This window comes from Sorangium sp. So ce406, from assembly GCF_051474675.1.
In the GTDB taxonomy this organism is placed as follows: domain Bacteria; phylum Myxococcota_A; class Polyangia; order Polyangiales; family Polyangiaceae; genus Sorangium; species Sorangium cellulosum_G.
Genome location: NZ_CP150340.1, coordinates 5,591,671 through 5,614,772 on the forward strand (window position 1 = coordinate 5,591,671; position 23,102 = coordinate 5,614,772).

Below are 23,102 nucleotides of genomic sequence, written 5' to 3' on the forward strand. Positions count from 1 at the left end.
GGCCCGAGGCGTGAGCGAACCACGCGGAGCCCTGCGCGCCCCGTCCTCTCTCTCGATCCCGGGACGGCCTGCTCCGGTTACGCTCCGTCCGGAGGAGGTTTCGCATGCCCGACCCGTTCGAGATCGAAGAGTCCAACGCTCAGTTCCTGGCCGCCTGGATCCTTTTCAGCCAGGGTCTCCCCGGCCATCGGATCGAGCATAACGACGGTGTCACCGTGGTGCTCTCGGGCACGGACATGGTCCTGCTCAACGTGGCCACGCTCTCCTCGCCGGCCACCGACCTCCAGGACCTCGAGCGCCGGGCGCGCTGGGCCGTCGAGCTCGCCCGGGCCGGCGGCGTGCCCTGGCTCTTCGCGATGTCCGATAGCTGGTCGCCCGGCGGCGACGCGGGCGCGACCGCCGATCTCCTGGGTCGGCTCGGCTTCCAGCCGGCCGTGTCGCTCACGGGCATGGTGGCCGACGCGATCGCCCCGCCGCAGCGCGCGCCTTCCGACCTCGATCTCCGGCGCGTGGCCGACGCCGAGACGCGCGCCGCCATCGCCGACCTCAACGCCATCACCTACGGCGTCCCGATCGCCGCGGCGCGCGCCTCCGTGGCCCACGAGGCGCTGTGGGGCGACAGGGCGTTCGGGCAGGTCGGCTACGTGGGCGGCCAGCCCGTGTGCTCCGCGGCCACGTACATCGTGGAGGGGATCCGCTACGTGGGCTTCGTCGTCACCGCGGCCGAGCACCGGCGCAAAGGGTACGCCGAGGCGGCGATGCGCGGCTGCCTCGACGACGCGCTGAGGGGAACGGGGCTCCAGAGGAGCGTCCTCCACGCGACGGACATCGGGCGGCCCGTGTACGAACGGATGGGGTACCGCGCCGTCACGCGCTTCTCCTTCTACGCGCCGCCACAGGCCTGAAGCCCGGGCCGCGCGCGCGTCCCGCGCTGGCCGCCGGCTACCACCCGCACGTCTTGCCGCGGTTCTGCTGATCGAGCCATTCCTTGAGCGGCGCGAAGTAATCGAGCATCGCCGCCGCATCCATCTGCCGTGAGCCGGTCACCGCCTCGAGCGCCTCGGGCCACGGGCGGCTGCGCCCCATCTCCATCATCCGCCGGAGCCGCTCGCCGGCCTCCGCGCTGCCGTGGATCGTGCAGCGGTGGAGCGGCCCCTTGTACCCCGCCGCCTCGCAGAGCCCGCGGTGGAACTGGAACTGGAGGATGTGCGCGAAGAAGTACCGGATATAAGGCACGCTCGCCGCCACGTGGTACTTCGCGCCCGGATCGAAGTCCGCCTCGGAGCGGGGCACCGGCGGCGCGACCCCCTGGTACCTCGCCCGGAGCGCCCACCAGGCGCTGTTGTACTCCGCCGGCCGGATGTCCCCGGAGCAGACGCCCCAGCGCCACCGGTCGACAAGGATCGCGAACGGCAGGAAGGCCACCTTGCCGAGGGCGTGGCGGAGGAGGAGCGAGAGATCGCTCGACGCAGGCGGCAGCTCGGACACGAGCCCGATCTGCCGGAGATAGTCCGCCGTGACCGACAGTCCGATGGTGTCGCCGAGCGCCTCGTGGAACGCGGGGTTGGGGCTGTCGCGGTAGAGGAGCGGAAGCTGGTTGTACGCCAGCTGATAGAAGGTGTGGCCGAGCTCGTGGTGGATCGTGTGGAAATCGTCGGCCGTGATGTCGATGCACATCTTGATGCGCACATCCTCCTCGTCGTCGATGTTCCACGCGCTCGCGTGACAGACGACGTCGCGGTCCGCCGGCTTGACGAACATCGACCTCTGCCAGAACGTGGCCGGGAGCGGGTCGAAGCCGAGCGAGACGAAGAAGCGCTCACCCGTCTTCACCATCTCGATCGGCGTGAACCCCTTCTCCCGGAGGGCGGCGCTGAGGTCGTAGATCGGCGCCGCCCCCTCCGGCTCCGCGAGCTCATAGATGTTGGTCCAGTCCTGCGCCCACATATCGCCGAGCAGATCGGCGCGGATCGGGCGCGCGTCGGGCACGACCTCGGCGCCGTACCGCGCGGCGAGCCGGCCGCGCACGTAGCAGTGGAGCGCGTCGTAGAGCGGCTTGGCCTGCGCCCAGAGGCGGTCGACCTCCCTTGGCAGCACCCCCGGCGGCAGCTCGTACTTCGCGCGCCATGCGTCGCCGGTGTCCTTGAACCCGAGCTCGCGGGCGCCCTCGTTCGCCAGCTCCACGAGCCGCGTGTACTCGGCGCGCATGGGCGCGGACACCGTGCGCCAGCCGACCCACGCGCGCTTCAGCTCCTCCGGATCGCGGCTGTTGGCCATGATCCTGCCGAGCGCCTCGAGGTCGAGGCACTGGCCGCCCGCAGGGCAGTACTTGCCTGCCCCGTACGCCGCCTCGAGCCTGGACGCGATGGTCGCTAGCTCCTGGGTCCTCGCCGGATCGGCGGGGGCGTAGAGCGTGAGGGACGTGCGCAGGAGATCGATCCGCCGGCGGACATCATGGGGGAGCTCGAGGTCGCGGAAGCGATCGGCCCGCTTGGCGAGATCGGCCTGCGCGGTGAGCAGCTTCGCGCTCGCGGCGGCCGCGAGGATCTGCGTGTCTTCCGTGATGTACGTCGACGCCACCCACGCGGCGCGGTTGTTGTGGGTGCTGAGCTGGTGGAGCTCGGACTCCGCCTCCTCGATGAACCGCGTCGCCTCCTCCGTCGCGGGCGTCGGCCGCGGAACGGGCTGCGGCGCGGGAGGAGCGGGATCGGAGCAGGCCGACGAGAGCGCGAGGGCGCCGCAGGGCAAGGCGACGGCGAACATCGGAACCATGCGCATCATTTCCGCTGCTCCTTGGTCGCGGGCATCTCCGGCATGGAATCGTCCCTCCACCCCGGATGCTCGTGGGGTGCGCGCCGGCGCCGCGATCCTGGTGGGCCTCTAAGGCCGCTCGCCGGCTCGAGCAATCGGTGGGGCAGCGGCGCGTGACGCGCGCGATCGACGCGGCGTTACGGCGCGGATACCCGGACCGCCAACCCGATGGGCGGAAGGACTGGAACGGCGACGTATCTGTACGATCCCTTGACGAACCTTACAGAAACCACACAAGAACACCGACAACCACACATTTCTGAACGATCGTGGAATGAGTTGACATCTTGTATTCATTCGTGGGAACATCGTTCACACTTGTGCGCCTCGCTTGCCGAAGCGCGATGTGCAGCCGACCGATGCGTGCTGGCTACGGTTCACTGGAGCCGAGATCGGTTGGAGCCTGCGTCATCAACGCTTCATTTCATGGCTTTCCATCACGAGAACGACGACCAGACGGACGTCCCCAGTGAGGGGATTCGTCACTCCATTTGAATCAGATTCCGCCTGTGGCTAGCGCTGGCTCTCTCGGATGCTGAGATGAGCCTGCGCTGTCGTGGCGCACGCCCTACCACCATGTGCCTTTGAGCAACCAGGCGCTCAAGGGCGTCGAACGCGTACGGCAGCGCCAATACCGCTGCCAGAAGCGGTGGTTCACGCATGCAGTTACAACAGAGCAGCAAGAGGTTCATCATGCTCAGGCATTTGCCCGGAATCATGGGTTTATCGACAGCCGCGTTCGGCGTGCTTTTTGCTGTTACCGCTTCGGCGCAGGACGTGCCGCAGCCTGCTGGTGCTGCCGCTGCGCCGGCTGCTGGTGCTGCCGCTGCGCCGGCTGCTGGTGCTGCCGCTGGTGCTGCCGCTGCGCCGGCTGCTGGTGCTGCCGCCGCGCCGGGTGCTGGTGCTGCAGCTGGTGCTGCCGCTGCGCCGGCTGCTGGTGCTGCCGCCGCGCCGGGTGCTCCGAGCACGGCTGTGGCCGCGCCTCTGGCCCCGGCAGTGGCAAAAGAGCAGCTCGAGAGCATCAGAACTCTAGCGAGCGCCGGAGAGCCGGGAGAAGCGCGAGATCGCCTCGAAGCTATCGAAGGACAGCTGCCACCCGGTGACGCCGAGGTCGCAAAGGCGACGGCCGAGACAGAAAAGACCATCGAGAAGACGGCCGAGGCGACGTGCGGCAAAGAGGAGAAAGGCTTCAAGATATGCTTCTACATCGGCGCGTTCGCCGCGAGCGGCTCGCTGACCTCGACGAGCATGGGAGAATTTCACGGGGGCAAGACTTCCCGCACGCTGGTCTCGACCGCTATTCCAACCATGGGTCTGCGTGTGCCGATTGACAGGAAGGCCCGGTTCTCTTTCGAGGCAGGCCTCCTCACGATGCTCGTCTCGAAGGACCTGGCGACGACAGATCAGCGAAACGGTTGCCGCAAGGATACCCGTGGCTTCGAGCGGCGCCTCCCGTGCGAAGGGAACGTGTCGATGTCACCCGTCGTGGGGCTGTACGCGGGCGTGACGGCTGGAACGGAGGACATCGGCCTGGTGACGCTCATGCCCATGGTCGGGCTCGCGAACACGTCGCTTGACAAAGGCATTCGGCCCTACGTGGGACTCGCCGTGGGTCTGGTCAATCTGAGCAAGAGCTTCAACTTCTAGGAGCCGATCCATGCAGCGATTTCATCATTTCACCGTCGCCGCTCTCATGATGCTCTCTGCGTCGTCCGTCGCCTGCGACGAATCCGCCAATGGCTGTGAAGACGCGAAGACCGACATAGAGAACACCATCAAGAGCATCTGTGACGAGCCGGCGTACGCGGGGACCCCGTTCTGCTCGTGCTGCGTCGCAGAAGAGCTCTACTCCGTGGACGACGAATGCAGGTGCCAGGCCCTCAACTTCGACGTCGACGCATGTTATTACTCGCGTGGCGACCAGGCAAAGCCGCAGGCGCGCGAGGCTGTGGAATACGCGAACAGCATCTGCAAGGGTCGGCTGTCCGTGGGAGACGCCGGCTCCGCGCAGTGCTCGTTCATCGGGACGGGCAGTTCGGCGACGAGCAGCGCAGAGGCGTCTTCTTCTGCTGCTGCGTCGGGAGGCGGGGGCGGGAACGGGGGTGGAGGCGGAAGCGGAGGCGCTGGCGGCGATGGCACCTGAGCCGCCGGAGATCGACCTGAGCTCTACGGCGCTCCTGGCTCGCCCTCGCCAGGCTCGGGTCGCTCGCGGCGTTCGCCGGGCATAGCCCGGAGCCGGCCGGTACGCAGCGCCTCCGGCCAGTCCGGCGCGCCCCGCGCCGCGGAGATCTCCGCGGCCGCGGCCCAGTCGTAGTCCACTGTCATCATCTCGGCCGCCCAGCCATCCGCCAGCCCCTCGAAAATAGCGTAGCGCGCCCGTGGTGAGCCCGTGGCCATCGTGTGCTCGCGGGGCTGGTCCCAGTTGTAGGCCTGCAGCCCGACGCTGCCGGGGTTCGCCACCAGGCGGCCGTCCTCCAGGCGCACCGCGCGCGGCATGTGTGTCGCCCAGGTTGACCGTCACGTCGGCGCCGCGGCGGGCCATGTCCGCCAGCAAGGCCTCCAGGGCGGCCGGGTCGCCGTGGATGTCGGAGACGGCCGCGATCCGCACGACCGGCAGCATGTCGAAAAAAGTCGCCGCCGATGTCGAGGGAGCGCCGGCGGCTCCGACGTCTCGGTGAAGCGCCGAGGACGGCGCCACCACCCGGACGAGGACACCATGAACACGATCGACGCCCTTCAAGGAACGCTCTCCGCCACGACCTCGGCAACCCCCGCCCGGACCACGCTCCGCAGCGTCGGCGCGGTGCTCGGCGGCCTCCTCGCGACCGTCGTCCTCACCACGGCCGTGGACCTGGCGCTCCACGCCTCCGGCGTCTTCCCGCCGCACGGCGAGCGGATGAGCGACGCGCTGTTCGTGCTCGCGCTCGCGTACCGCGTCGTCCTCAACGCCGCCGGCGGCCACGTCGCGGCCCGGCTCGCCCCGGCCCGCCCGATGCGTCACGCGCTGGCCCTCGGAGCCGTCGGCCTCGCGCTCGCCACCCTCGGCGCCGTCGTGATGTGGGAGTTCGGCCCGGCCTGGTACTCGCTCGCGAACATCGCGATCGCGCTGCCGTGCGCCTGGGCCGGCGCGCGGCTTCGGGGCGCCCGCGCCTGAGTTGATCATGACCTCTCCCGGCCATGCTCCTCCGGCGGCGGGCGGCGCGGCGCGCGCCCCCGTCGCCGGGCGAGATGGCCGCTGTCATGACGCCGGCGTCGAGCGCCCTCATGTACCCGGCGGATGGCGCAATTTGCTGCCGTGATTCCCGCATGGCACGCTCGCCATCATCCGGGGCGGGCACGCGCGGCGGACCTCGTGAAGCGGTTCGCGCGGGCGGGCTCGACTCGGACGGAGGATATCCACATGGATGACACCAGTCCGAAGGCCGAGATCATGGCCTCGACGCAGCGGCCAGAGGGCCTGCTGAGGATGCACGAAAGGGGGGTGCGCGCATGACCGTCCGGCTCAACCACACCATCGTCCCGGCGCGGGACAAGAAGACGTCCGCCACCTTCCTGTCCGAGATCCTGGGCCTCGATCCCCCGGTGCCGTTCGGACACTTCCTGGCGGTGCGGCTCGACAACGACGTCACGCTCGACTTCGTCGACAGCCCTGACGAGTTCCGCCCCATGCACTATGCCTTCCTGGTCAGCGAGGCAGAGTTCGACGAGATCTTCGGGCGGATCCGCGCGCGCAAGCTCCAGTACTGGGCCGATCCCCAGGCGCAGCACCCGGGCGAGATCAACCACCACGACGGCGGTCGCGGCGTGTACTTCCCCGATCCCGACGGGCACTTCCTCGAGATCATCACCCGTCCTTACGGCAGCGGCGGCTGATCCCGGCGCGCCGCGCCTCGCACGACGGCACGGACGAGGACGCCGACACCGGATGCCGGCCGGCGTCGGCGCCCTCTCCCGCCGCCTCAGTCCGGCATGCCGCGCGTGAAATCGAGCAGCCGCAGCATGTCCCGGCGCGTCCTCGGGCCGTAGGTCTGGAACGACGGCATCGCGGCGTTCGCGTACTCCGCGCGCGCGCGGCTCACCTCGTCGCCGGCCTGGGCTTTCCGCGCGTCGGCGACGTTGACGCCGTACACGCGCGCCGCGTTGAGGCCGAAGATCTTCGCCTTCCGCTCCGCGGTCAGCGCCGGATAGCCGTATCGCTCCTGGAACTCGGGGGTGATCTCGAACGCGCGGAACGCCTGGATCTGATCCTGCGGCGAGCCGAACCAGATGGCGTCGGTACCCCAGAGGATCCGGTCCTCGCCCACGTGCTTGAGCAGCTTGCCCACGACGTGCGCGGCCTGGTCCGGCTTCTTCATCACCTCGCGCCAGGTGGAGCCGAGCTCGGCGTACACGTTGCCGTTCTGCCCGATGCCGTTCTCCTCGAGCGAGCGAATCAGCGCGTCCACGCCGCGCGTCGCCTGCGGGTCATAGGGACCTTCGGGGATGTCCGGCTCGAACCCGGAATGGTAGACGAGGAACGTCGCTCCGGGGAACGCGCGCGCCGCCGGCCCCACGTCCTTCGGTCGCGTGTACTCCGGGTTCATTCCCGACAGCGGGAGCCCCTTGTGCACGGCGAAGATCGGAACGCCGACGGAGAGGCCGTGCTCGATCGTCTTCCGACCCACCTCATCGTCCAGCCACCAGCCCTCCCCCGTCGGTCCCCATACCGTGTAGAGCTTCCACGCGCTGAGCTTCAACGTCTCGGCCTGCTTGCGCATGTCGTCGGCGATCTTCTCCCAGGGCGCGGCGGTCGGCTGGACCACGCCGTGGATGCGCAGCCGGTCCCGCCCGAGCTGCGCGACCTTCTCCCGCGTGCGCGCCGCCTCCTCCGTCAGCATGGGCAGCGGATCTCCCCAGAGCCCGGTCAGCACCGCGAGCTGGGTGTCGCTGTTCATGAAGACCTCGCGGATCAGCACGTCATCGGTGAAGCACCGCGCCCAGGGCGCCGCGCCGCAGTCGGCCTGCGGCGTCGTCTTCAGGAAATCCGCGAGCGACGGCTGCCCCTCCTTCCACCAGACGCGCTCCGCGGTCACCTGGTGCGTCTGCACGTCGAAGATGAACTCCTTGCCGGTCAGCACCTCGTTGGCGGCGCCGGGGTCGAGCGTCGATTCCTTCGTGACCTGGTAGCGCCCGCCGCCGCAGCCGAGCTGGTTGAGCGCGAGGAAGACCGTCGCGGCGCCGCACGTGCTGGCCAGGTAGTCGCGCCGGCTCATCCCGAGTTTGCCGGCGTTCTCGAGCGCGCTCTCCATCGCGCTCCGCTGCACCTCGCGCAGCGCCGCGTCCGGAGGACGCGGCCAGTACTCACCGTTGCTCGTGGAGTCGAGCTTCACCGGCAGCCGGAGTGCGTCGTCAGGTAGGCTCTTCTTCATTCGGTGGCTCCTGTTGGTTCGCGATCGAGGAGTTCACTGCGGGCATGCCGTGATGCGGGCTCATCCGCACACGACGCTGTCGTGATCCGGATCGAAGGATGGCGAGCCGGATCCGCGCGGGCAAGCCGCCGACACGGCGCCGTGCAGGTAGGTAGTCCGGGGGTACTTCGCGCCGCGCGAGCGCGCGCCGGGAGGTCGCGCTCGCCGAGGACCAGGGCCGACGCTGGCCCCGCGGGCGGCAAACACCGCGCCCGGCAACGGGGCCAACGAGCCCATCAGTTCACGTCAATTCACGTCACTTCACGTGGATCGCACGTAGATGACGAAATCGACCTTCGCGGTGACCCCGCGGTATTCCACGGACGCGGTCACCGTGGCAACGCCGGGCGCGACAGCGCGGAGCGTCCCGGCGCCGTCCACGGAGACCACCCGGGGCCGGTTGCTCTCGAAGCTCACCCGCATGCCCTCGGGGAGCGGACGGCTGGCGCCCTTGGTGATGTAGCCGTGAACCGACTCGTCGCTGAGCGAGACCGTGAGCTGCGGATCGATCTCCGCGCCGACGGGGAAGAAGACCCGCTGCTGGATGCCCAGCTCGTGATCGCCCGCGATCTGCGGCCTCGCCGTGACCACCGCGGGCACCGGCTGGAGCGCGCCCGTCACCGTGACGGAGGTCTGCGCCGCGATGTCGGCATCCGCGGCGGAGCGCGCGATCTGGATCCCGTAGGTCCCCGCGTCGACCGTGTAGCGCCCCTGCCCCTCGTCGAAGAAGGCCAGGTCGGCGATGCGCAGATCGAAGCTCACCGTCCGGCTCTCCAGCGAGCGCAACGAGATCTTCTGGAACGCGCGCAGCCGCTTCCGGGGACGCTCGAGCGCGGCGCGGGCGCCGGGCGTGCTCACGTAGAGCTGCACCACCTCGTCGCCGGCGGTGCGGCCGACGTTGCTGACGTTCACGCTCACCCGCAGCGCGCCGTTCGCGTCGACGCTCGCCTGGTTTGTGCTCAGGTTCGAGTAACGGAAGCGGGTGTAGCTCAGGCCGTGACCGAACGGATAGGTGACCGCGCCCTGGAAGTACATGTACGTGCGCCCGAGGCTGCTCTCCGTCGGCCGGATGGCGTAATCGTCGATCGGGGGCAGGTCGGAGAGGTTCGCGTACCAGGTGAAGGGCAGCCGGCCGCTCGGGTTGTGGGCGCCGAGCAGGACGTCGGCGAGCGCCTCGCCCTTGCGCTGGCCGTTGTAGGAGCTCCAGAGCAGCGCCGCCACGCCGGGCTCGAAGCTGCCGACATCCATCTGGCCGACGGTCTCCATGTAGACGACGGTGCTCGGGTTCTGCGCCGCCACCTGGCGGATGAGCTCGGCCTGCGCGCCGGGCAGCGCGAGCGTCGAGCGATCCACGTCCTCGCGCGAGTGGCGTCCGTCGGTGCCCACGTAGACGACCACGACGTCGTACTCGGCAGCGGCGGCGACGGAGGCCGGGTCGACCTCGGTGAGGGTCTCCGGCGTCACCCCGGGGTAGAAGTCGACAACGGCCGCGGGGTTGATGGCCTGAACGGCGGCCTTGATGCCGCTGTAGCCGTTCACCGCGTTGGCGTTGCCCGCGGGGCCCTGATCGCTGGAGTAGCCGCCCAGGAAGACCTCGGCGGGGTTCGCGTAGGTGCCGATCACGGCGAGGCGGAACTCGCCCGCCCGCGGGACCTGGAGCGGCAGGAGCTTGCCGGTCGAGCCGTCCTTGCGCCGGGTCTCGCTGTTCTTGAGCAGCACGATCGCCTCTGCCCCGACCTCGCGCGCCATCGCGAGCCGCTCGGGCGTCTGGGTGATCGCGCCGTTGTCGTCGCTGTTCGTCCAGGTGCCCGGCGCGACGCGCGCCCGCGCCTGCGTGACCCAGGGGACGCGGGCGTCGTCGTCGAACTCGCCGAGGCGTATGCGCGCGGCGAAGAGCCGGGTGACCAGCGGATCCACGTCGTTCTCGTTGAAGATGCCCGTCGGCGTGGGGATGGCGCGCGCGACAGCGTCGACGAGGGTGTTCGCGTAGCTGTAGCTGTCGTGGTAGCCCCAGTTGCAGTTGAGATCCTCGCCGGCGACGGCGGCGAAGGCGTGGCGCTCGACGGCGTCGAGCGGGTGGGGATAGCCGGGCGGCTGCCACTTGTGGCCGGACTGGATCTCGCGGATCGCGTCGCAGTCCGAGGTGAAGAAGCCCTGGAAGCCGAAGATCGAGCGCGCCAGCACCTCCTTGAGCTGGATGCTCGCGGCCACGGGCACGCCGTTGACGCGGTTGTAGGCGCTCATGATCGACGCCGGATCCGACGAGCGGATGACGTCGCGGAACTGCGCCGTGTAGTACTCGCGCAGCGTCCGCTCATCCATGTCCGAGCTGCCGCGGCGGCGGTTGAACTCGCTGTTGTTCGCGGCGTAGTGCTTGAGGGTGGTGTTCACCTTCAGGTAGCCGCCCCCCTCGACCAGGAGGCGCCCCTGCTGGTCCTTGCCCTCCATGCCGTTCACGAACTGCGCGGAGATGGCGGCGGTGAGCACCGGGTCCTCGCTGAACGCCTCGTCGTTGCGGCCCCAGCGGGGATCCCGCGCCAGGTTGATCGTGGGGGCGTAGAAGTTGAGATTCAGCTTGTTCTCGCGGAAGACCTCGCGCGCCTCGTCGGAGATCAGGACCGCCTCGCGGTACATGAGCTCGGGGTTCCAGGTCGAGCCCAGGGAGAGATCGACCGGGTACGACGTGGTGTTGACGGTGTTGGGCGGGTTGCCGCGGTCGTTGACCTGCTCGCGCGCGACGCCGTGCGCGGCCTCGTTCCACCAGCCATAGGCGGGGATGCCGAGCGACGGGATGGCCGGCGCCCGGCTGCTGATCATCTGGCTGGCCTTCTCGGCGAGCGTCATGCGCGAGACAAGGTCCGCGGCGCGCTCCTCGGGGGAGAAGCGGCGGTTCCGGTAAATGGACAGGTTGACCGCCCGATCCTTCCCGATCTCGGCCGGATCGAGGCGCGGCGAGTCGGCGCTCGCCGGATCGAAGCCCGACGCGGGCCCGACAACGTCGGGCGGAGCATGGTCGGACGAACATGCCGCGACCGCGGTCAGCGCGAGCGCGCCGCGGAGCGCGGAGAGCGCGCTTGTGAAAGCAAGGTGCTTGGTGGTCATGCCTTGGGCTCTTTCCGTGGTGACAAGACGGTGGACAGGCTTGCTGCCTGATCCTCCACGCGGTGTAATACGCGTTACGTAAAGGAAACGCGGGCGAGCGGCAACTGCCCAGGGAGGCGGCGGCGATGCGGGCAGCACGGTATGTCGCGCGGCGCAGGGGGGTTCCCCCAAGCTGGGTCGGGGGGCGCCTGGTTGCGCGGGAGGTCTCGCCGAGAGGTCCGCGCCGTCCGTGAGACGACGGGGATACGCGGGTGCGTCGATCGTCGTCCCTGCCGTGAACGGCTACCCAGGGGAAATCATTGAAAGCATCATCAGCGCTGATAAAATTATGACACCCTCGATGAAAAGAGCACTCGCTTCCCTGGTCCTCGCCGGAGCGGCATCCGCCTGTCAGCCAAGCAGGCCAGACAACCCCGAAAAGCTGAAGTCCGTGATCGTGGCATATTTTGACTGCATCAGCCGAAAGGACTTCACACGAATGAAGTCCTTGACGACCCCCGACTTCATCATCTTCGAGAACGGGAAGGTGATAAACAACGATGGCCTGATCGCGATCATCAACGGATCGCCGATAACCAGGGCCGACTACTCATTCGACAATGTCAGGGTCAACGTCGACAGCAGCTCAGGAAGCGTGATCTACTTCAACCATGGCAAGTTCATGACGAACGACGCGAGCGTCCTCACGCGCGACTGGCTGGAGAGCGCGACCTTCAAGAAGGTCGGCAACGAATGGAAGCTGGACTTCATCCACTCGACGGTGAAGAAATAGACGCGATCCCTCGGTGAGGGCCTCGCGACGCGCTATCCCGGCTGCACCGCGGAGGCACCGCCGCCCGACTGCGCCGCCAGCCGGCGCGCGGCCACGATGCAGATCGCCTCGACCGTGATCAGCGAGAAGAGCTGCCGCGGCGTCACCCGCGTCTTGTCCTCCACCGCCGCGAGCGCCGGGAGCCACGTCTCCAGCCGGGTCACCACCGGCTCGGTGAGGAACCCCTCCTTCATCACCTCGGGCGACGAGAAATCGAGCCGGGTGATGAAGTTGAACTCGCTCTCTCGCGCGCGGATGTGGAGCTCGTGATCGACCATGAACACGATGTCCACGAAATCGAGCGAGTCGGCGCCGAGATCGTCGATGAGCCGGCTCCCGAGCTCGACCGCCTCGGCCTCCACGGCGAGGCTCTCCACGATGCAGCGCTTCACCGTGTCAATCACATGCGGAGGGATGTCCACGCTCGCTGTGCCCGCGTCCGTCATCGGATCCACCTCGTGACCTTGCTCCCGGCCTTGCGATCGGTCGGCGACGGCTCGCCGGCCGCGTAGCCGACCGCCACCAGCGCGACGATACCCCAGCTCGCGGGCACGCCGAGGATCTCCTTGAGCCGCCCCGCCGCGAGCAGCGGCCCCGTCATCGCCGACGCGCCGAGCCCCGCGTCGTGCGCCGCGAGCAGCAGGCTCATCAGCGCGAGCGACGCGCCGACAAGGCCCGAGTCGCGCTCCATCGCGGCGATCGCCTCGTGGAGCTCCGCCGGCAGCGAGGGCGCGACAAGGCCCGACAGGACGGTGTGCCCGCGGAAGATCGGCGCGATCACCACCGGCGCGCCCTCGAACCGCGTGAAGTAGTCGCCGTACGCCACGAAGCCCGCCCGCCCGTCCGCCGCCACGTGCTCCGCCACCGTGGCCACCGCCTCGCGCACGGCGCCCGCCATCGCGGCGATCGCCTCCGGGCGCTTCACGACCACGAAGCGCCACGGCTGCTTGTTGCTCGCCGACGGCGCCGTCACGGCGAGCTCGATCAGCCGCTCGATCACGGCGTCCGGCGGCGGCTCCGGGAGGAAGCTCCGCACGCTGCGGCGGGATCGCAGGAGCTCCTCGAGCGTCATCCGACCGCGTAGCCCCCGTCCGCCGACGCCACCGCGCCGGTGACGTACGCGGCCCTGTCGCTCAGCAGGAACGCCGCGTAGCCGGCGACCTCGTCCGGCGCGGCGATCCGCTGCTGCGGCACGCGGGCGACGATCTCCTCGCCGGCGAGCGCGCGCGTCCCGCCGAGCATGTCCGTGTCGATCGGCCCGGGCCGCAGGCAGACGACGCGGATGCCCTTCCGCGCGTACTCGACCGCGAGCGCGCGCGTGAGCGCCTCGATCCCGCCCTTCGCGGCCGCGTACGCGGCCTGACCCCGCGCGGGGCGGACCGCCGCGACGGAGCTCACGTTGAGCACGACGCCGCGCTTGCGCCGCATCATGAGCGGCAGCACCGCGCGCGCGCACACGAGCGGGCCGAGCAGGTTCGTCTCGATCTGCGCCCGGAGCTGCGCCACGTCGCTCGTCACGAGCAGCCCCGGCGCGACCGCCCCGGCGCCGTTGACCCAGCCGTCGATCGGCCCCAGCTCGGCCTCGAACCGCTCGACCGCCGCCGCAGCCGCCGCCGCGTCCGCGACGTCGAACCCCAGGGCGAGCGCGCGACCTCCGCGCTCCGCCTCGACCGCGCGCGCGACCTCCGCGGCCTCCGCCGCCCGCTCGCGGTAGCCGATCCCGACGCCGGCCGCGCCCTCCCGCGCGCACGCCAGCGCGATCGCCCGGCCGAGGCCGCGGCTCGCGCCCGTCACCACCACGCGCTTGCCCTCGAGCAGGAGGCTCACGGCCGGATCGCCTCCGGGTGGCGCAGGACGATCGCCGCGTTGTGCCCGCCGAACCCGTACGAGCTCGAGAGCACGTGGCGCTGGCGGTGCGCGCGCGCCTCGTTCGGCACGTAGTCGAGGTCGCACGCCGGGTCCGGCTCGTGGAGGTTGATCGTCGGGTGCACCGCGCCGCGCAGCATGCACGCGATCGCGGCCACCGCCTCGACCGCGCCGGACGCCGAGATCAGGTGGCCGATCATCGACTTGGTCGCCGAGATGGGGACGCCGCGCGCGCGCTCCCCGAGCAGCCGCTTCAGCGCGAGCGTCTCGGCGGGATCGTTCTTCGGCGTGCCCGTCCCGTGGGCGTTGACCGCGTCGACCTCGTCCGCGCCGATCCCCGCGTCCGCGAGCGCGCGCGCCATGGCCAGGAACGCGCCGCGCCCCTCGGGGTGCGGGTCGCTGATCTTGTACGCGTCGAAGCTGCTCCCGTACCCCGCGACCTCGGCGAGGATGCGCGCGCCGCGCGCCCTCGCGTCGTCGAGCCGCTCCAGGACGAGGACGGCCGCCCCCTCGCCCATCACGAACCCGTCCCGCGTCCTGTCGAACGGCCGCGACGCTGTCTCGGGCCGGTCGTTGCGGAGGCTCGTCGCCTGCAGCGCGCAGAAGCCCGCGACGCCGAGGGGGTTGATCATCGAGTCGGTGCCGCCCGCGAGCATGACGCGGCGGCGGCCCGCGGCGATGAGCCGGTACGCCGCGCCGATCGCGTCGGTGCCCGCGGCGCAGGCCGACACGTGGACGAGCGGCGGCGCGGCGAGGCCGAAGCGATGGCCGAGCGCGTGGACGCACACCTCCGAGGGCGTCTGCAGGAAGCCGAGCCGCGCGGCGAGGCCCTCGGGCAGCGCGAAGCCCGGGCGCCGGGCCGCCGCGAGGTGATCCATGTTGAAGAGCTCGAGCCCCACGCCGAGGCTCACGCCCGCGTCGGCGCGCGGCGCGCCGCTGCCCGCGCCGCCGGCGTCGAGCGCGAGCCCGGACGCCTCGAGGGCGCTCCTCGCCGCCGCGAGCGCGAACGCGACCTTTCGGTCGCCGAGCGGCACCTCGGCCGGCAGCGGGGCCTGCCCGGCGATGCGCGTGGGCAGGGTGGACGCGTCGAATACGGTGATGGGGCCGATCCCGCTCTTCCCGGCGAGGAGCGCGTCCGAGAACGCGTCGACGCGATCGCCGAGCGGCGACACGACGCCCATCCCGGTCACGACCACGGCGTGGCGCGCCGTCACGACGCCCTCCGGATCCAGCGGCTCTCCGCGGTGATCCCGTCGCGCCCCTCGAGGCGGTGCACGACCTCGACGGCGCCGCCCTCCCACGCGCGCGCGAGCGCGACGAGCGGCGACGCCGGCCCGAGCTCCGCTCCCTCGATCGGCGCGGCGACCGCGGCCGACGCGCCCACGACCGCGACCGTCTCGCGCTTCGCGGGCGCGCGGGCGAGCGGATCGAAAGGCGCGTACGCGACCTCGACCGACGCGAGCTCGCCCGCGATCCGCGCGCCCCGCTGCGCCGCGTGGTCCGCGCGCTCCAGGACGACCGTGGCCGACGCGTCGAGCAGCCGGTCCGCCGCCACCGGATCGTCGATGCGCCGCATGTGGTGCTCCACGAGGTAGTTGCGCTGGTGCGCCACCCCGACCACGAGCGCCACGTCGACCTCCCCGCGATCCAGCGCCAGCGCGGCCTCCTCGAGCGCGACGTAGAGCTGCCCCGCGCTCGGGTACAGCACGGCGTACGGCCCCTCGATCCCGAAGTTCGCGGCGACGTGGTAGGCGGGCATGTTGGGCAGGCAGCGGAACGCGAGCAGCGGGTGCGCGCGCGTGTACCCCTCGGCGCCGAAGCGCGCCGGGCTGAAGTCCCCGCGCTCGTCGAGCGAGCCCTCGAGCACGGGCGCGATGTCGCGCTCCAGGAACGGGATGTAGCCGACCGCGAGGTAGAGCCCGGTGCGCTCGCCCGGCAGCGACGCGGCGAGCCCCGCCGCCGCGAGCGCCCGCCCGGCGCTCACCACCGCGAGCGCGTCCTGCAGCCCGAGGTACTTCTTGCTCTTCTTCTCGCGCAGGAACGGCGACGGATCGCACGGCTCGCCGGGCAACAGCACGACGGACGCGAGGCCGGTCACGAGCGTCATGGCAGCCACACCTTGTCCGGGAGCTCGCGCGTCCACAGCGCGTAGAGGTAGCGGCGCTGCGCGTGCACCCGCTCCGAGTCGACCGCCCTCAGCATGAAGGTGAGCGTCGCCCGCATGCACTTCTCCCCGCGCACGTCGGCGCCGACCGAGACCTTGGCCGCCGCGTCCAGCGACTGCGCCAGCTCGGCGAAGAGCTCGACGCTGTCCCCCGGCTGGGCGGGGCGGTAGAACTTCGCCCTGTCGATCTGCGCGAGCAGCGCCCGCCGCGGCTCCTCCGACGGCCTGTTCTCCGTCACCTCGACGAGGAACCCGGCGAGCTGCGCCGCCGCCTCGACGAGCAGCGCCCCGGGGTAGATCGGGTAGTCGGGGAAGTGGTCGTGCAGGACCTCGTCGGTCAGGGTCACGGCCTTCAGCCCGCGCGCGCTGCGGCCAGGTTCCACGGCGGTGATCCGGTCGAGGAGGATGTAACGCATCAGGTCGTGCTGGCCCCGCGGGTCATGCTGTCCTCGGCGCCCCGGCGCGAGCGCCCGAGCCACGCCGCGAGCGCGCGATCGAGGACGAAGAACGTGAGCGCCGCCGCGGCCGCGACCAGCGCGAAGTACCGATCGTACCGCGGGAACGCCGCCTCCCAGCCCGCCCAGACGCGGTGCGAGAGGTTGACGTTGGGCCCGGGGGGCGTGAGCGCGCGCGTCAGCCCCACGAGGGCGAGCAGCGCCGCCGTCGCCTTGAGCCAGGCGCGCCGCGCGAGCCCCATCTCGCGCACCGCGAGCACGGCCACGACCGGGCAGAGCACGTGCGGCAGGAACGTGGTCAGGATGATCCCGCTCCCCGTCGCGATGTCGAGCAGCCACATCGGCGTCCCGAACGCGAGCCACAGCGCCGCGATCGCCGCGAGATCCGGCTTGGCGAGGAAGCAGCCGGCCGCGAGCAGGATCGGCGCGACGTTGCACATCCAGAGCAGGTCATACGGCGAGCCACGCCGCACGTGGTTGCCGCCGTGGACGACGAACGCCATCGCGGCGAGCCCGCCCATCACCCGGAGGCGGGACGAGGGCGCCGCCGCCATCAGAGCCCCCCGTCGACCATCATCGTCTGGCCGGTGACGTAGGTGTTCTCGAGCGCGAGCCACGCGGCGAGCGCCGCGACCTCCTCGACCTTGCCGAGGCGGCGGAGGCCGCAGTGCTTGAGGTACTCCGCGCGCAGGTCGTCCGGCAGCATGCGCGAGGCGCCCGCCTCGAGCACGCCGGGCGCGACGAGGTTCACGCGGATCCCGCGCTTCCCGAGCGACTTCGCGAGGCTGAGCGCAAGGCCGGACAGCGCCGCCTTCGACGCGGCGTAGGGCACCGGCGAAGGCACCGGCTTGATGCCGTCGACCGAGCCGAACAGGACGATGTTCCCGCCGCCGTCGAAGTGCGGGAGCAGGCTCCGCGCCGCCGCGAAGGCGCTCGTCACGTTGACGGTGAAGACGTCGGCGAACCCCTCGAACGAGACGTCCTCGATCGCGTCGAACACCGGCGGCTCGACCGACGACGTGCGCACCGCGCAGTGCGCGAACGCGTCCACGCCCCCGAGCCGCCGCGCGAGCGCGTCCGCCGCCTCCGCCGCCGCGCGCGGGTCGCCGAGGTCGACCTGGAGCGCCGTCGTCCCCGGGAGCGCGCGCAGCAAATCATCAGCAATTTCGCGCCCTTGCCTGTACGTGAACCCCACGCGCGCCCCCGCCCGCGCGAGCTCGGCGACCAGGGCGCGGCCGACCGTGCCCGAGCCGCCGAACACGACGCAGCGGCGCGGCCTCTCCGCCCTCCCCGCCGTCGCGCCGGCCATCACACGCCCCCGTCCACGACCACGGTGGCGCCGGTCATGTAGCCGTTGCGATCGGACACGAGGAACGCCGCGAGCTCGGCGACCTCGCGGAAGGTGCCGACGCGGCCGAGCGCGCAGTGCTTCAGGTAATCGGCGAGGCGGTGCTCGGGCAGGTTGCGGCCCACGCCGTCCTCGAGCAACCCGGGCGCGACGCACAGCACGCGGACGCCGTGGCGCGCGACCTCCTTGGCCATCGCCTCGGTCATCCCCTTGAGCCCGGCCTTGCTCGCGCAGTAGTGGATCGGCGCGTCGATCATCCGCACGCCGGCGAGCGACCCGATGTTCAGCACCACGCCGCGCTTCTTCCGGATCATCGACCGCAGCGCCTCGCGCGCGGTCAGGTACGCGCCCTTGAGGTTCAGATCGACGACGTGATCGAAGTCCTGCTCCTCGAGCAGCGCCATCGGCAGGTTCTGGGACACGCCGGCGTTGTTGACCAGCACGTCGACCCCGCCCCACGCCTCCTCGACCGCGCGCACCATCGCGCGCGTCGCGTCCGCGTCGAGCACGCTCGCCCGGAACGCGCGCGCCTCCGCGCCGCCGGCCGCGATCTCCTCGCAGAGGCGCCGGGCGCCCTCCTCGCTCTTCGCGTACGTGAACGCTACCCGGGCGCCGTGCCGCGCGAACGTCGCGCAGATCTCCCGCCCGAGCCCGCGCCCGCCGCCGGTGACGATCGCGCGCTTGCCGGCGAGGAGGCCAGTCACGTCTTGCCCCAGATCTGCGGCTCGCCGATGGGGCCCGCGTACCGCGGGTCCCTGTCGCGGTAGAGGTTGTTGTACGCGCAGCCGGGCATGAGCCGCCCGTCGGGGAGCGCGTAGTGGGTGCAGCACTTCTTGATGCGGTCGACCTCGAAGTTGTGCACGTCCATGAAGGCGTGGATGAACACGGTCTTCACGAGCCCCTCGCCGATGTGGAGCCGCTCCTCGAGCTCCAGGGCGCGCTCCTCCGGGTACATGAGGAAGATCGCCCGGCGCAGGACCTTCAGGATCCTGTCGCAGTCGGGGACCTGGCCCGAGCTCGTCCACATCTGGTCGATGGCGTCGCGCAGCGCTCCCTCGAACTCCTCGTCGGGGCGGATGGTGCCCCGGTTCGACAGGAGCTCGAGGTACCTGTCGAGCTCGAGGAACCTCGGGAACGGGATGAACTCGCCGTCGACCTTGAGCAGGTAGGTGAGCGCGAAGCAGCTCGGGTGCGAGCACGGCAGCGGCAGGAAATCGCTCTTCTTCAGGAGCCCTGTCTGCTCCTCGGCCGCGCGGACGACATCGGGGATCGTCATCACGTCGAGCGGATCGTGCGGCGCGAAGTGGGCGCCGCCGTAGCCGGTGTACGCCGCCGGCTGGAACGTGAGCGACAGGATGAAATCGTTGTCGTAGAGCAGCCGGATGCACTCGCCGATGCGGTCGTCGTTCACGCCGCGGGCCACGGTCGAGACGAGGGTCGTGCGCACGCCGGCCCGCTTCAGGTTGGCGAGCGCCTTCTCCCGCGCGGCGGCCTGGTCCCCTGCCCCGCGCAGGACCCGGAGCGCCGGGTTGCTGAGCGCGTCGAGCTGCAGGCTGACGTACACCTTGCGCCGGGCGAGCTCCTCGCAGAAGGCGTAGTCGCTCGCGCAGCGGAGCCCGTTCGTCGAGATCGAGACGCGCGCGATCTCGGTCCGCGCGCGGGCCATGTCGAGCAGCTCCAGGAACTGCGGGTGGAGCGTCGGCTCGCCGCCGGAGAGGTTGATCGTCTCGAGCGTCCCCTCCTTCGCCACGATGCCGTCGAGCACGCGCCCGAACTCCTCGCGCGTCATGTTGTAGTTGTGCCGGTTCTGCACGATGCAGATCGGGCACTCGAGGTTGCAATGGTTCGTGATCTCGATGATCGGCAGGCACGAGTGCTGCTCGTGATCCGGGCAGAGGCCGCAGTCGTCCGGACAGCCGCGCTCGACCGGCGTGGAGTACTCGAGCGGCCGGGATCCCTCCTTCACGTAGGTGAGCGACCTCAGGAACCAGTCGGCGTCGCCGGAGATCAGCGCCTCGCTCTGCCCGTGCGCCGGGCACTGCTTGCGCAGGTACACCTTGCCGTCGCGGAGGATCCTCACCCCGTCGACCGCCTTCTTGCACTGCGGGCACAGCCCCCGCGAGAAGGAGTGAAAGACCTCGCGGTCCTTCGCGTTCGGGGTGAACGTGAACTTGCGATCGACCAGCGGGAGCCTGGTGGTCATGACGGCACCTTGAGGATCGGGAGGGAGCGCCGGTTCTCCGGCGGCGCGGGCGCCGGCGCGAGGAGCGGGTGCGGCTCGGTCCGGCCCATGCGCGCGAGCATGTCCGGATCGGCGAAGCGCGCGTCGTTCTCGCGGTAAAGGACGTTGTACGAGCAGGTCGGGATGTTGCTGCCGTCGACCTCGGGGACGCCGATGCTGCACTTCATGACGCGGGCGACGTCGAAGCTCTCTTCATCCATGTGAGAGTGGATGTAGATCGCCTTGGTCGCGCGCTCGGCGATCTTCTGCCGCTGCGCCATGGGCAGCGGCTTGCCCGGGGGGAACATCTCCCGGAGCAGGCGCTTCAGCGTCCGGAGCAGCGCCTCGCTCTCGGGCAGCCGGTCCGGGTCGGCCCAGAGCTCGTCCATGGCGGTCCGGAGCGCCTCTTCCACGGGCTCCCGGGGCTGGATGTAGAGCGAGTCGCCGAGCAGCTCGAAGAGCTTCTCCCGGCCCATGAAGCGCGCGAACGGGACGAACCCACCGCCGTCGAGCGCGAGCAGGTAGCAGATCGAGTAGCAGTGCGGGTGGGCGAGCGGCGAAGGGACGAAGTCGCGCGCGGCGATCGCGCCGCCTGTGTGCTCCTCGAGGAGCCGGTGGAGATCGGGCGTGGTGATGCGCGCCGTGCGGTCGAACCCCGCGCCCCCCTGCCCCGTGAACGTGAGCGTGTGGAGCTCGAGCGACACGATGTTCGGCTTCCGCATCATCAGGTCGAAGAGCTTGCCGAGGTCCCTGTCGTTCAGGCCGGCCGCGATGGCGGGCAGGAGCGTCGTCGTGACGTCGTGCTTCTCCAGGAGCTCGAGGGCCTCGAGCTTGGCGCGCACGGTGTTGGCCCCGAGCATCCGCTGGTCGACCTCGGGATCGAAGGTGTCGAGCGACAGCACGATGCGCGCGTCCACGGCGGCGAGCTCGCGGACGTAGGCCTCGTTCCGCAGCTTGAGCCCGTTGGTCGAGACGGTGAGTCGGCGGATGCCCGCCTCGGACGCCATCCGGAGCAGCTTCGGGAGCTCGGGGTGCATCGTGGGCTCGCCGCCCGTGAAGTTGATGATGTCGAGCTCGTCGTGCTGGGCGCGCAGGTGGCCGAGGATCGCCGCGAACTCGCGCTCGCTGAGCTGGTGCGCCCCCTCGTTCTTGTTGACCGTGTAGCAGATGGGGCAATCGAGGTTGCACGCCGACGTGATCGGGACGACCGGCATGTACACCTTCTGCTGGTGCGAGGCGCACGGGCCGCAGTCGAAAGGACAGCCGCTCCGCACCGCGTGGATCTCGCCGCGCGGCGGCGTGTGCGGCGCGACGAACGAGAGCGCGTCGAGGTACCACTCCACGCTGGAGGCGACGAGCACGCGCTGGTGGCCGTGATCCCGGCAGAACTTGTCGAAATATACGGCCCCACCAGAAAACTGGATCTTGGCGTCGACGGCCTGTTTGCACGTCTTGCAGAGGCTCTTCGTCGACGAGTAGTAGACGTGCTCCGTCGGCTGTCGCTGGCTCGCCGTCCCCGTTCCGCAGGTCACCACGGTCGACATGGCGACCAGAAGTACCTGGGCTGGTCGGGCAACGCAACGCTCGGCCTCCCGGCGCTGGCGCCGCGCGCGCCCCGCGCTCGCGCGGCGTCGCGGGGCCATTCCCCCGCGCGTGAATTCGTGTCTAGCCTCGCCGCATGCTCCGAGTCGCCGCTCCCCTCCTCGTCATCGCGCTCGCCGGCTGCGGCGGGGCCGCGAGCCCGCCGCCGCCGGTCGAGCCCACGCCGCCGCCGGTCGTCACCACGCCCGAGCCCGAGCCCGAGCCGCCGCTGGACGACGCGCCGATGCTCGATGTCGTCTCGGCGCAGCCCACCGAGATCCTGCTCGACGGCAAGCCGATCGGGACGACGCCGATCTCGGGGCGCAAGGTCCCGCCCGGCACGCACGAGGTCACCTTCGTGGATCCGGAGCGCGGCAACCGCACGATGATGGTGACGCTCGAGCCCGGCGACGCGAAGACGGTCCAGTCGGACCCGCCGCCCTCCATCAGGGAGAACGCCGGCGACGCCAAGGGCGAGAAGCCCGAAGAGAAGAAGTAGCGCCGGCCCCCGCGGCGTCGCCGGTCCTGCGCAGCGCCAGCGCCGCGAGCAGCGCGACCCCCCACGCGAGGCCGTAGGCGGCCGCGGGGGACAGCCGCCCGAGCCCGACGCGCAGGGCGACGAAGAACGCGGCGAAGCCGAGCAGGCCGCGCGCGAAGCCCGCCAGCAGCGCCACGGTCGCGGCCGCGCCGTGCCGGGGCAGGGTGAAGCTCGGCAGGACGTTGCCGGCGATCGGGACGGCGAGCAGCAGGCCGCTGAGGCCGGCCGGCGCGACGCCGGCGGTGCGCAGGATGAGCCAGGCCATGGCCATCGCGGCGATGACGCGGCACGCGAGCTCGACGCGCGGGATGGTCACCGCGGCCGCCGCCAGGGGCAGGCGCGGCATGGCGAGCGCGCCCAGGAGGGGCGACAGGAGCGCCGCGGCGCAGACCGCCGGCGGGGGGAGCCGCAGCGCGAGCAGCGCCGCCCCGAGCGACAGGAACGCCGCGTTGGCCGCGAGCAGCGCGGCGCCCCAGCGCAAGCGCGTCGCGCACCAGGCGAAGCAGAGCACGTGGGCGATCGTGGCCGGCAGGCACGCCAGCGTCGCGAGCGCGATCGCGCTCACCTGCGCCGGCGGCTCCTGCAGCAGCACGAAGCCCGTGATCGAGCCCGCGATCATCGGCATCCCGGCGAGCGTGCCGCCCACCGCGTGGCCGAAGCGGCGCGCCGCCAGCGACGACGCCAGCACGGCCGCGCCCACGAGCGCGAGCTTCAGCAGCACGCGGTCCCGGCCGTCGATCGAGCGCGCCGCCGCGCGC

Annotated in this window: 24 protein-coding genes; 8 read left to right on the forward strand and 16 right to left on the reverse strand. The window is 70.9% G+C overall.

The window, feature by feature from the left end:
* Window positions 1-104: 104 nt before the first annotated feature.
* Window positions 105-905 carry a GNAT family N-acetyltransferase gene (locus tag WME96_RS20585; RefSeq protein WP_437291792.1) on the forward strand — a complete coding sequence of 267 codons (801 nt, stop codon included), beginning with the start codon at window positions 105-107 and terminating at the stop codon, window positions 903-905.
* A gap of 37 nt (window positions 906-942) precedes the next feature.
* Here WME96_RS20585 and WME96_RS20590 read toward each other — a convergent pair whose 3' ends face one another.
* Window positions 943-2,781: a M2 family metallopeptidase gene (locus WME96_RS20590; RefSeq protein ID WP_437291793.1), complete on the reverse strand. Its 1,839-nt coding sequence runs from the start codon at window positions 2,779-2,781 to the stop codon at window positions 943-945.
* Window positions 2,782-3,604: 823 nt separating this feature from the next.
* On the opposite strand from WME96_RS20590, the gene WME96_RS20595 reads away from it, so the two are divergent.
* The 3 genes from WME96_RS20595 to WME96_RS20605 are packed head-to-tail and all read left to right on the forward strand — an operon-like array spanning window position 3,605 to window position 4,954.
* Window positions 3,605-3,844, forward strand: coding sequence for a hypothetical protein (locus tag WME96_RS20595; RefSeq protein WP_437291794.1), 240 nt, complete (start codon window positions 3,605-3,607; stop codon window positions 3,842-3,844).
* A complete protein-coding gene (locus tag WME96_RS20600) occupies window positions 3,808-4,458 on the forward strand; it encodes a hypothetical protein (protein WP_437291795.1) in 651 nt (216 codons plus the stop codon). Before WME96_RS20595 ends, WME96_RS20600 begins: the two co-directional genes overlap by 37 nt.
* Before the next feature lie 10 nt (window positions 4,459-4,468).
* On the forward strand, window positions 4,469-4,954 hold the full coding sequence (locus WME96_RS20605) for a hypothetical protein (RefSeq protein ID WP_437291796.1): 486 nt from the start codon (window positions 4,469-4,471) through the stop codon (window positions 4,952-4,954).
* Between the two features lie 23 nt (window positions 4,955-4,977).
* Here the strand turns inward: WME96_RS20605 and WME96_RS20610 are convergent, their stop codons facing one another.
* The gene (locus WME96_RS20610; RefSeq protein ID WP_437291797.1) at window positions 4,978-5,307 is read right to left on the reverse strand and encodes a hypothetical protein; all 330 of its coding nucleotides are present in this window, start codon (window positions 5,305-5,307) and stop codon (window positions 4,978-4,980) included.
* 220 nt (window positions 5,308-5,527) lie between these two features.
* Between WME96_RS20610 and WME96_RS20615 the strand changes: the two genes are divergently transcribed.
* Together WME96_RS20615 and WME96_RS20620 are read left to right on the forward strand one after the other, a co-directional pair.
* Entirely contained in the window at window positions 5,528-5,965 is a 438-nt protein-coding gene (locus WME96_RS20615; protein WP_437291798.1) for a hypothetical protein, read from the forward strand.
* Between the two features lie 335 nt (window positions 5,966-6,300).
* Entirely contained in the window at window positions 6,301-6,684 is a 384-nt protein-coding gene (locus WME96_RS20620) for a VOC family protein (RefSeq protein ID WP_437291799.1), read from the forward strand.
* An 86-nt stretch (window positions 6,685-6,770) separates the two neighbouring features.
* Here WME96_RS20620 and WME96_RS20625 read toward each other — a convergent pair whose 3' ends face one another.
* Together WME96_RS20625 and WME96_RS20630 are read right to left on the reverse strand one after the other, a co-directional pair.
* Window positions 6,771-8,219: an amidohydrolase family protein gene (locus WME96_RS20625; RefSeq protein ID WP_437291800.1), complete on the reverse strand. Its 1,449-nt coding sequence runs from the start codon at window positions 8,217-8,219 to the stop codon at window positions 6,771-6,773.
* Between the two features lie 300 nt (window positions 8,220-8,519).
* Entirely contained in the window at window positions 8,520-11,360 is a 2,841-nt protein-coding gene (locus tag WME96_RS20630; protein WP_437291801.1) for a glycoside hydrolase family 3 C-terminal domain-containing protein, read from the reverse strand.
* 340 nt (window positions 11,361-11,700) lie between these two features.
* Between WME96_RS20630 and WME96_RS20635 the strand changes: the two genes are divergently transcribed.
* Window positions 11,701-12,132 (forward strand): nuclear transport factor 2 family protein, encoded by a 432-nt coding sequence (locus WME96_RS20635; RefSeq protein ID WP_437292335.1) that lies wholly within the window; start codon window positions 11,701-11,703, stop codon window positions 12,130-12,132.
* 32 nt (window positions 12,133-12,164) lie between these two features.
* Here the strand turns inward: WME96_RS20635 and WME96_RS20640 are convergent, their stop codons facing one another.
* Genes WME96_RS20640 through WME96_RS20690 form a run of 11 tightly spaced genes read right to left on the reverse strand, consistent with a single transcriptional unit; the run spans window position 12,165 to window position 21,769 of the window.
* The gene (locus WME96_RS20640; RefSeq protein WP_437291802.1) at window positions 12,165-12,617 is read right to left on the reverse strand and encodes a phosphopantetheine-binding protein; all 453 of its coding nucleotides are present in this window, start codon (window positions 12,615-12,617) and stop codon (window positions 12,165-12,167) included.
* On the reverse strand, window positions 12,614-13,243 hold the full coding sequence (locus WME96_RS20645) for a nitroreductase family protein (protein WP_437291803.1): 630 nt from the start codon (window positions 13,241-13,243) through the stop codon (window positions 12,614-12,616). The genes WME96_RS20640 and WME96_RS20645 overlap by 4 nt, the downstream gene beginning before the upstream one ends.
* Window positions 13,240-13,998, reverse strand: coding sequence for an SDR family NAD(P)-dependent oxidoreductase (locus WME96_RS20650; RefSeq protein WP_437291804.1), 759 nt, complete (start codon window positions 13,996-13,998; stop codon window positions 13,240-13,242). The genes WME96_RS20645 and WME96_RS20650 overlap by 4 nt, the downstream gene beginning before the upstream one ends.
* Window positions 13,995-15,251: a beta-ketoacyl-[acyl-carrier-protein] synthase family protein gene (locus tag WME96_RS20655; protein ID WP_437291805.1), complete on the reverse strand. Its 1,257-nt coding sequence runs from the start codon at window positions 15,249-15,251 to the stop codon at window positions 13,995-13,997. Before WME96_RS20655 ends, WME96_RS20650 begins: the two co-directional genes overlap by 4 nt.
* Complete coding sequence (locus WME96_RS20660; RefSeq protein WP_437291806.1) at window positions 15,248-16,144, reverse strand: beta-ketoacyl synthase N-terminal-like domain-containing protein; 897 nt, start codon at window positions 16,142-16,144, stop codon at window positions 15,248-15,250. Before WME96_RS20660 ends, WME96_RS20655 begins: the two co-directional genes overlap by 4 nt.
* Window positions 16,141-16,617, reverse strand: coding sequence for a 3-hydroxyacyl-ACP dehydratase FabZ family protein (locus WME96_RS20665; protein WP_437291807.1), 477 nt, complete (start codon window positions 16,615-16,617; stop codon window positions 16,141-16,143). Before WME96_RS20665 ends, WME96_RS20660 begins: the two co-directional genes overlap by 4 nt.
* Window positions 16,617-17,210 (reverse strand): hypothetical protein, encoded by a 594-nt coding sequence (locus tag WME96_RS20670; protein ID WP_437291808.1) that lies wholly within the window; start codon window positions 17,208-17,210, stop codon window positions 16,617-16,619. Before WME96_RS20670 ends, WME96_RS20665 begins: the two co-directional genes overlap by 1 nt.
* Window positions 17,210-17,965, reverse strand: a complete 756-nt coding sequence (locus tag WME96_RS20675) for an SDR family NAD(P)-dependent oxidoreductase (protein ID WP_437291809.1) — start codon at window positions 17,963-17,965, stop codon at window positions 17,210-17,212. The genes WME96_RS20670 and WME96_RS20675 overlap by 1 nt, the downstream gene beginning before the upstream one ends.
* Window positions 17,965-18,708 (reverse strand): SDR family NAD(P)-dependent oxidoreductase, encoded by a 744-nt coding sequence (locus tag WME96_RS20680; RefSeq protein WP_434048374.1) that lies wholly within the window; start codon window positions 18,706-18,708, stop codon window positions 17,965-17,967. Before WME96_RS20680 ends, WME96_RS20675 begins: the two co-directional genes overlap by 1 nt.
* Entirely contained in the window at window positions 18,705-20,207 is a 1,503-nt protein-coding gene (locus WME96_RS20685; protein ID WP_433937232.1) for a radical SAM protein, read from the reverse strand. Before WME96_RS20685 ends, WME96_RS20680 begins: the two co-directional genes overlap by 4 nt.
* Window positions 20,204-21,769, reverse strand: coding sequence for a radical SAM protein (locus tag WME96_RS20690; protein WP_437291810.1), 1,566 nt, complete (start codon window positions 21,767-21,769; stop codon window positions 20,204-20,206). Before WME96_RS20690 ends, WME96_RS20685 begins: the two co-directional genes overlap by 4 nt.
* 134 nt (window positions 21,770-21,903) lie before the next feature.
* Here WME96_RS20690 and WME96_RS20695 point away from each other — a divergent pair, with 134 nt between their 5' ends.
* The gene (locus WME96_RS20695) at window positions 21,904-22,305 is read left to right on the forward strand and encodes a PEGA domain-containing protein (protein WP_433937234.1); all 402 of its coding nucleotides are present in this window, start codon (window positions 21,904-21,906) and stop codon (window positions 22,303-22,305) included.
* Here the strand turns inward: WME96_RS20695 and WME96_RS20700 are convergent.
* Entirely contained in the window at window positions 22,253-23,065 is an 813-nt protein-coding gene (locus tag WME96_RS20700) for a hypothetical protein (protein ID WP_437291811.1), read from the reverse strand. The genes WME96_RS20695 and WME96_RS20700 overlap by 53 nt on opposite strands.
* Window positions 23,066-23,102: the final 37 nt, after the last annotated feature.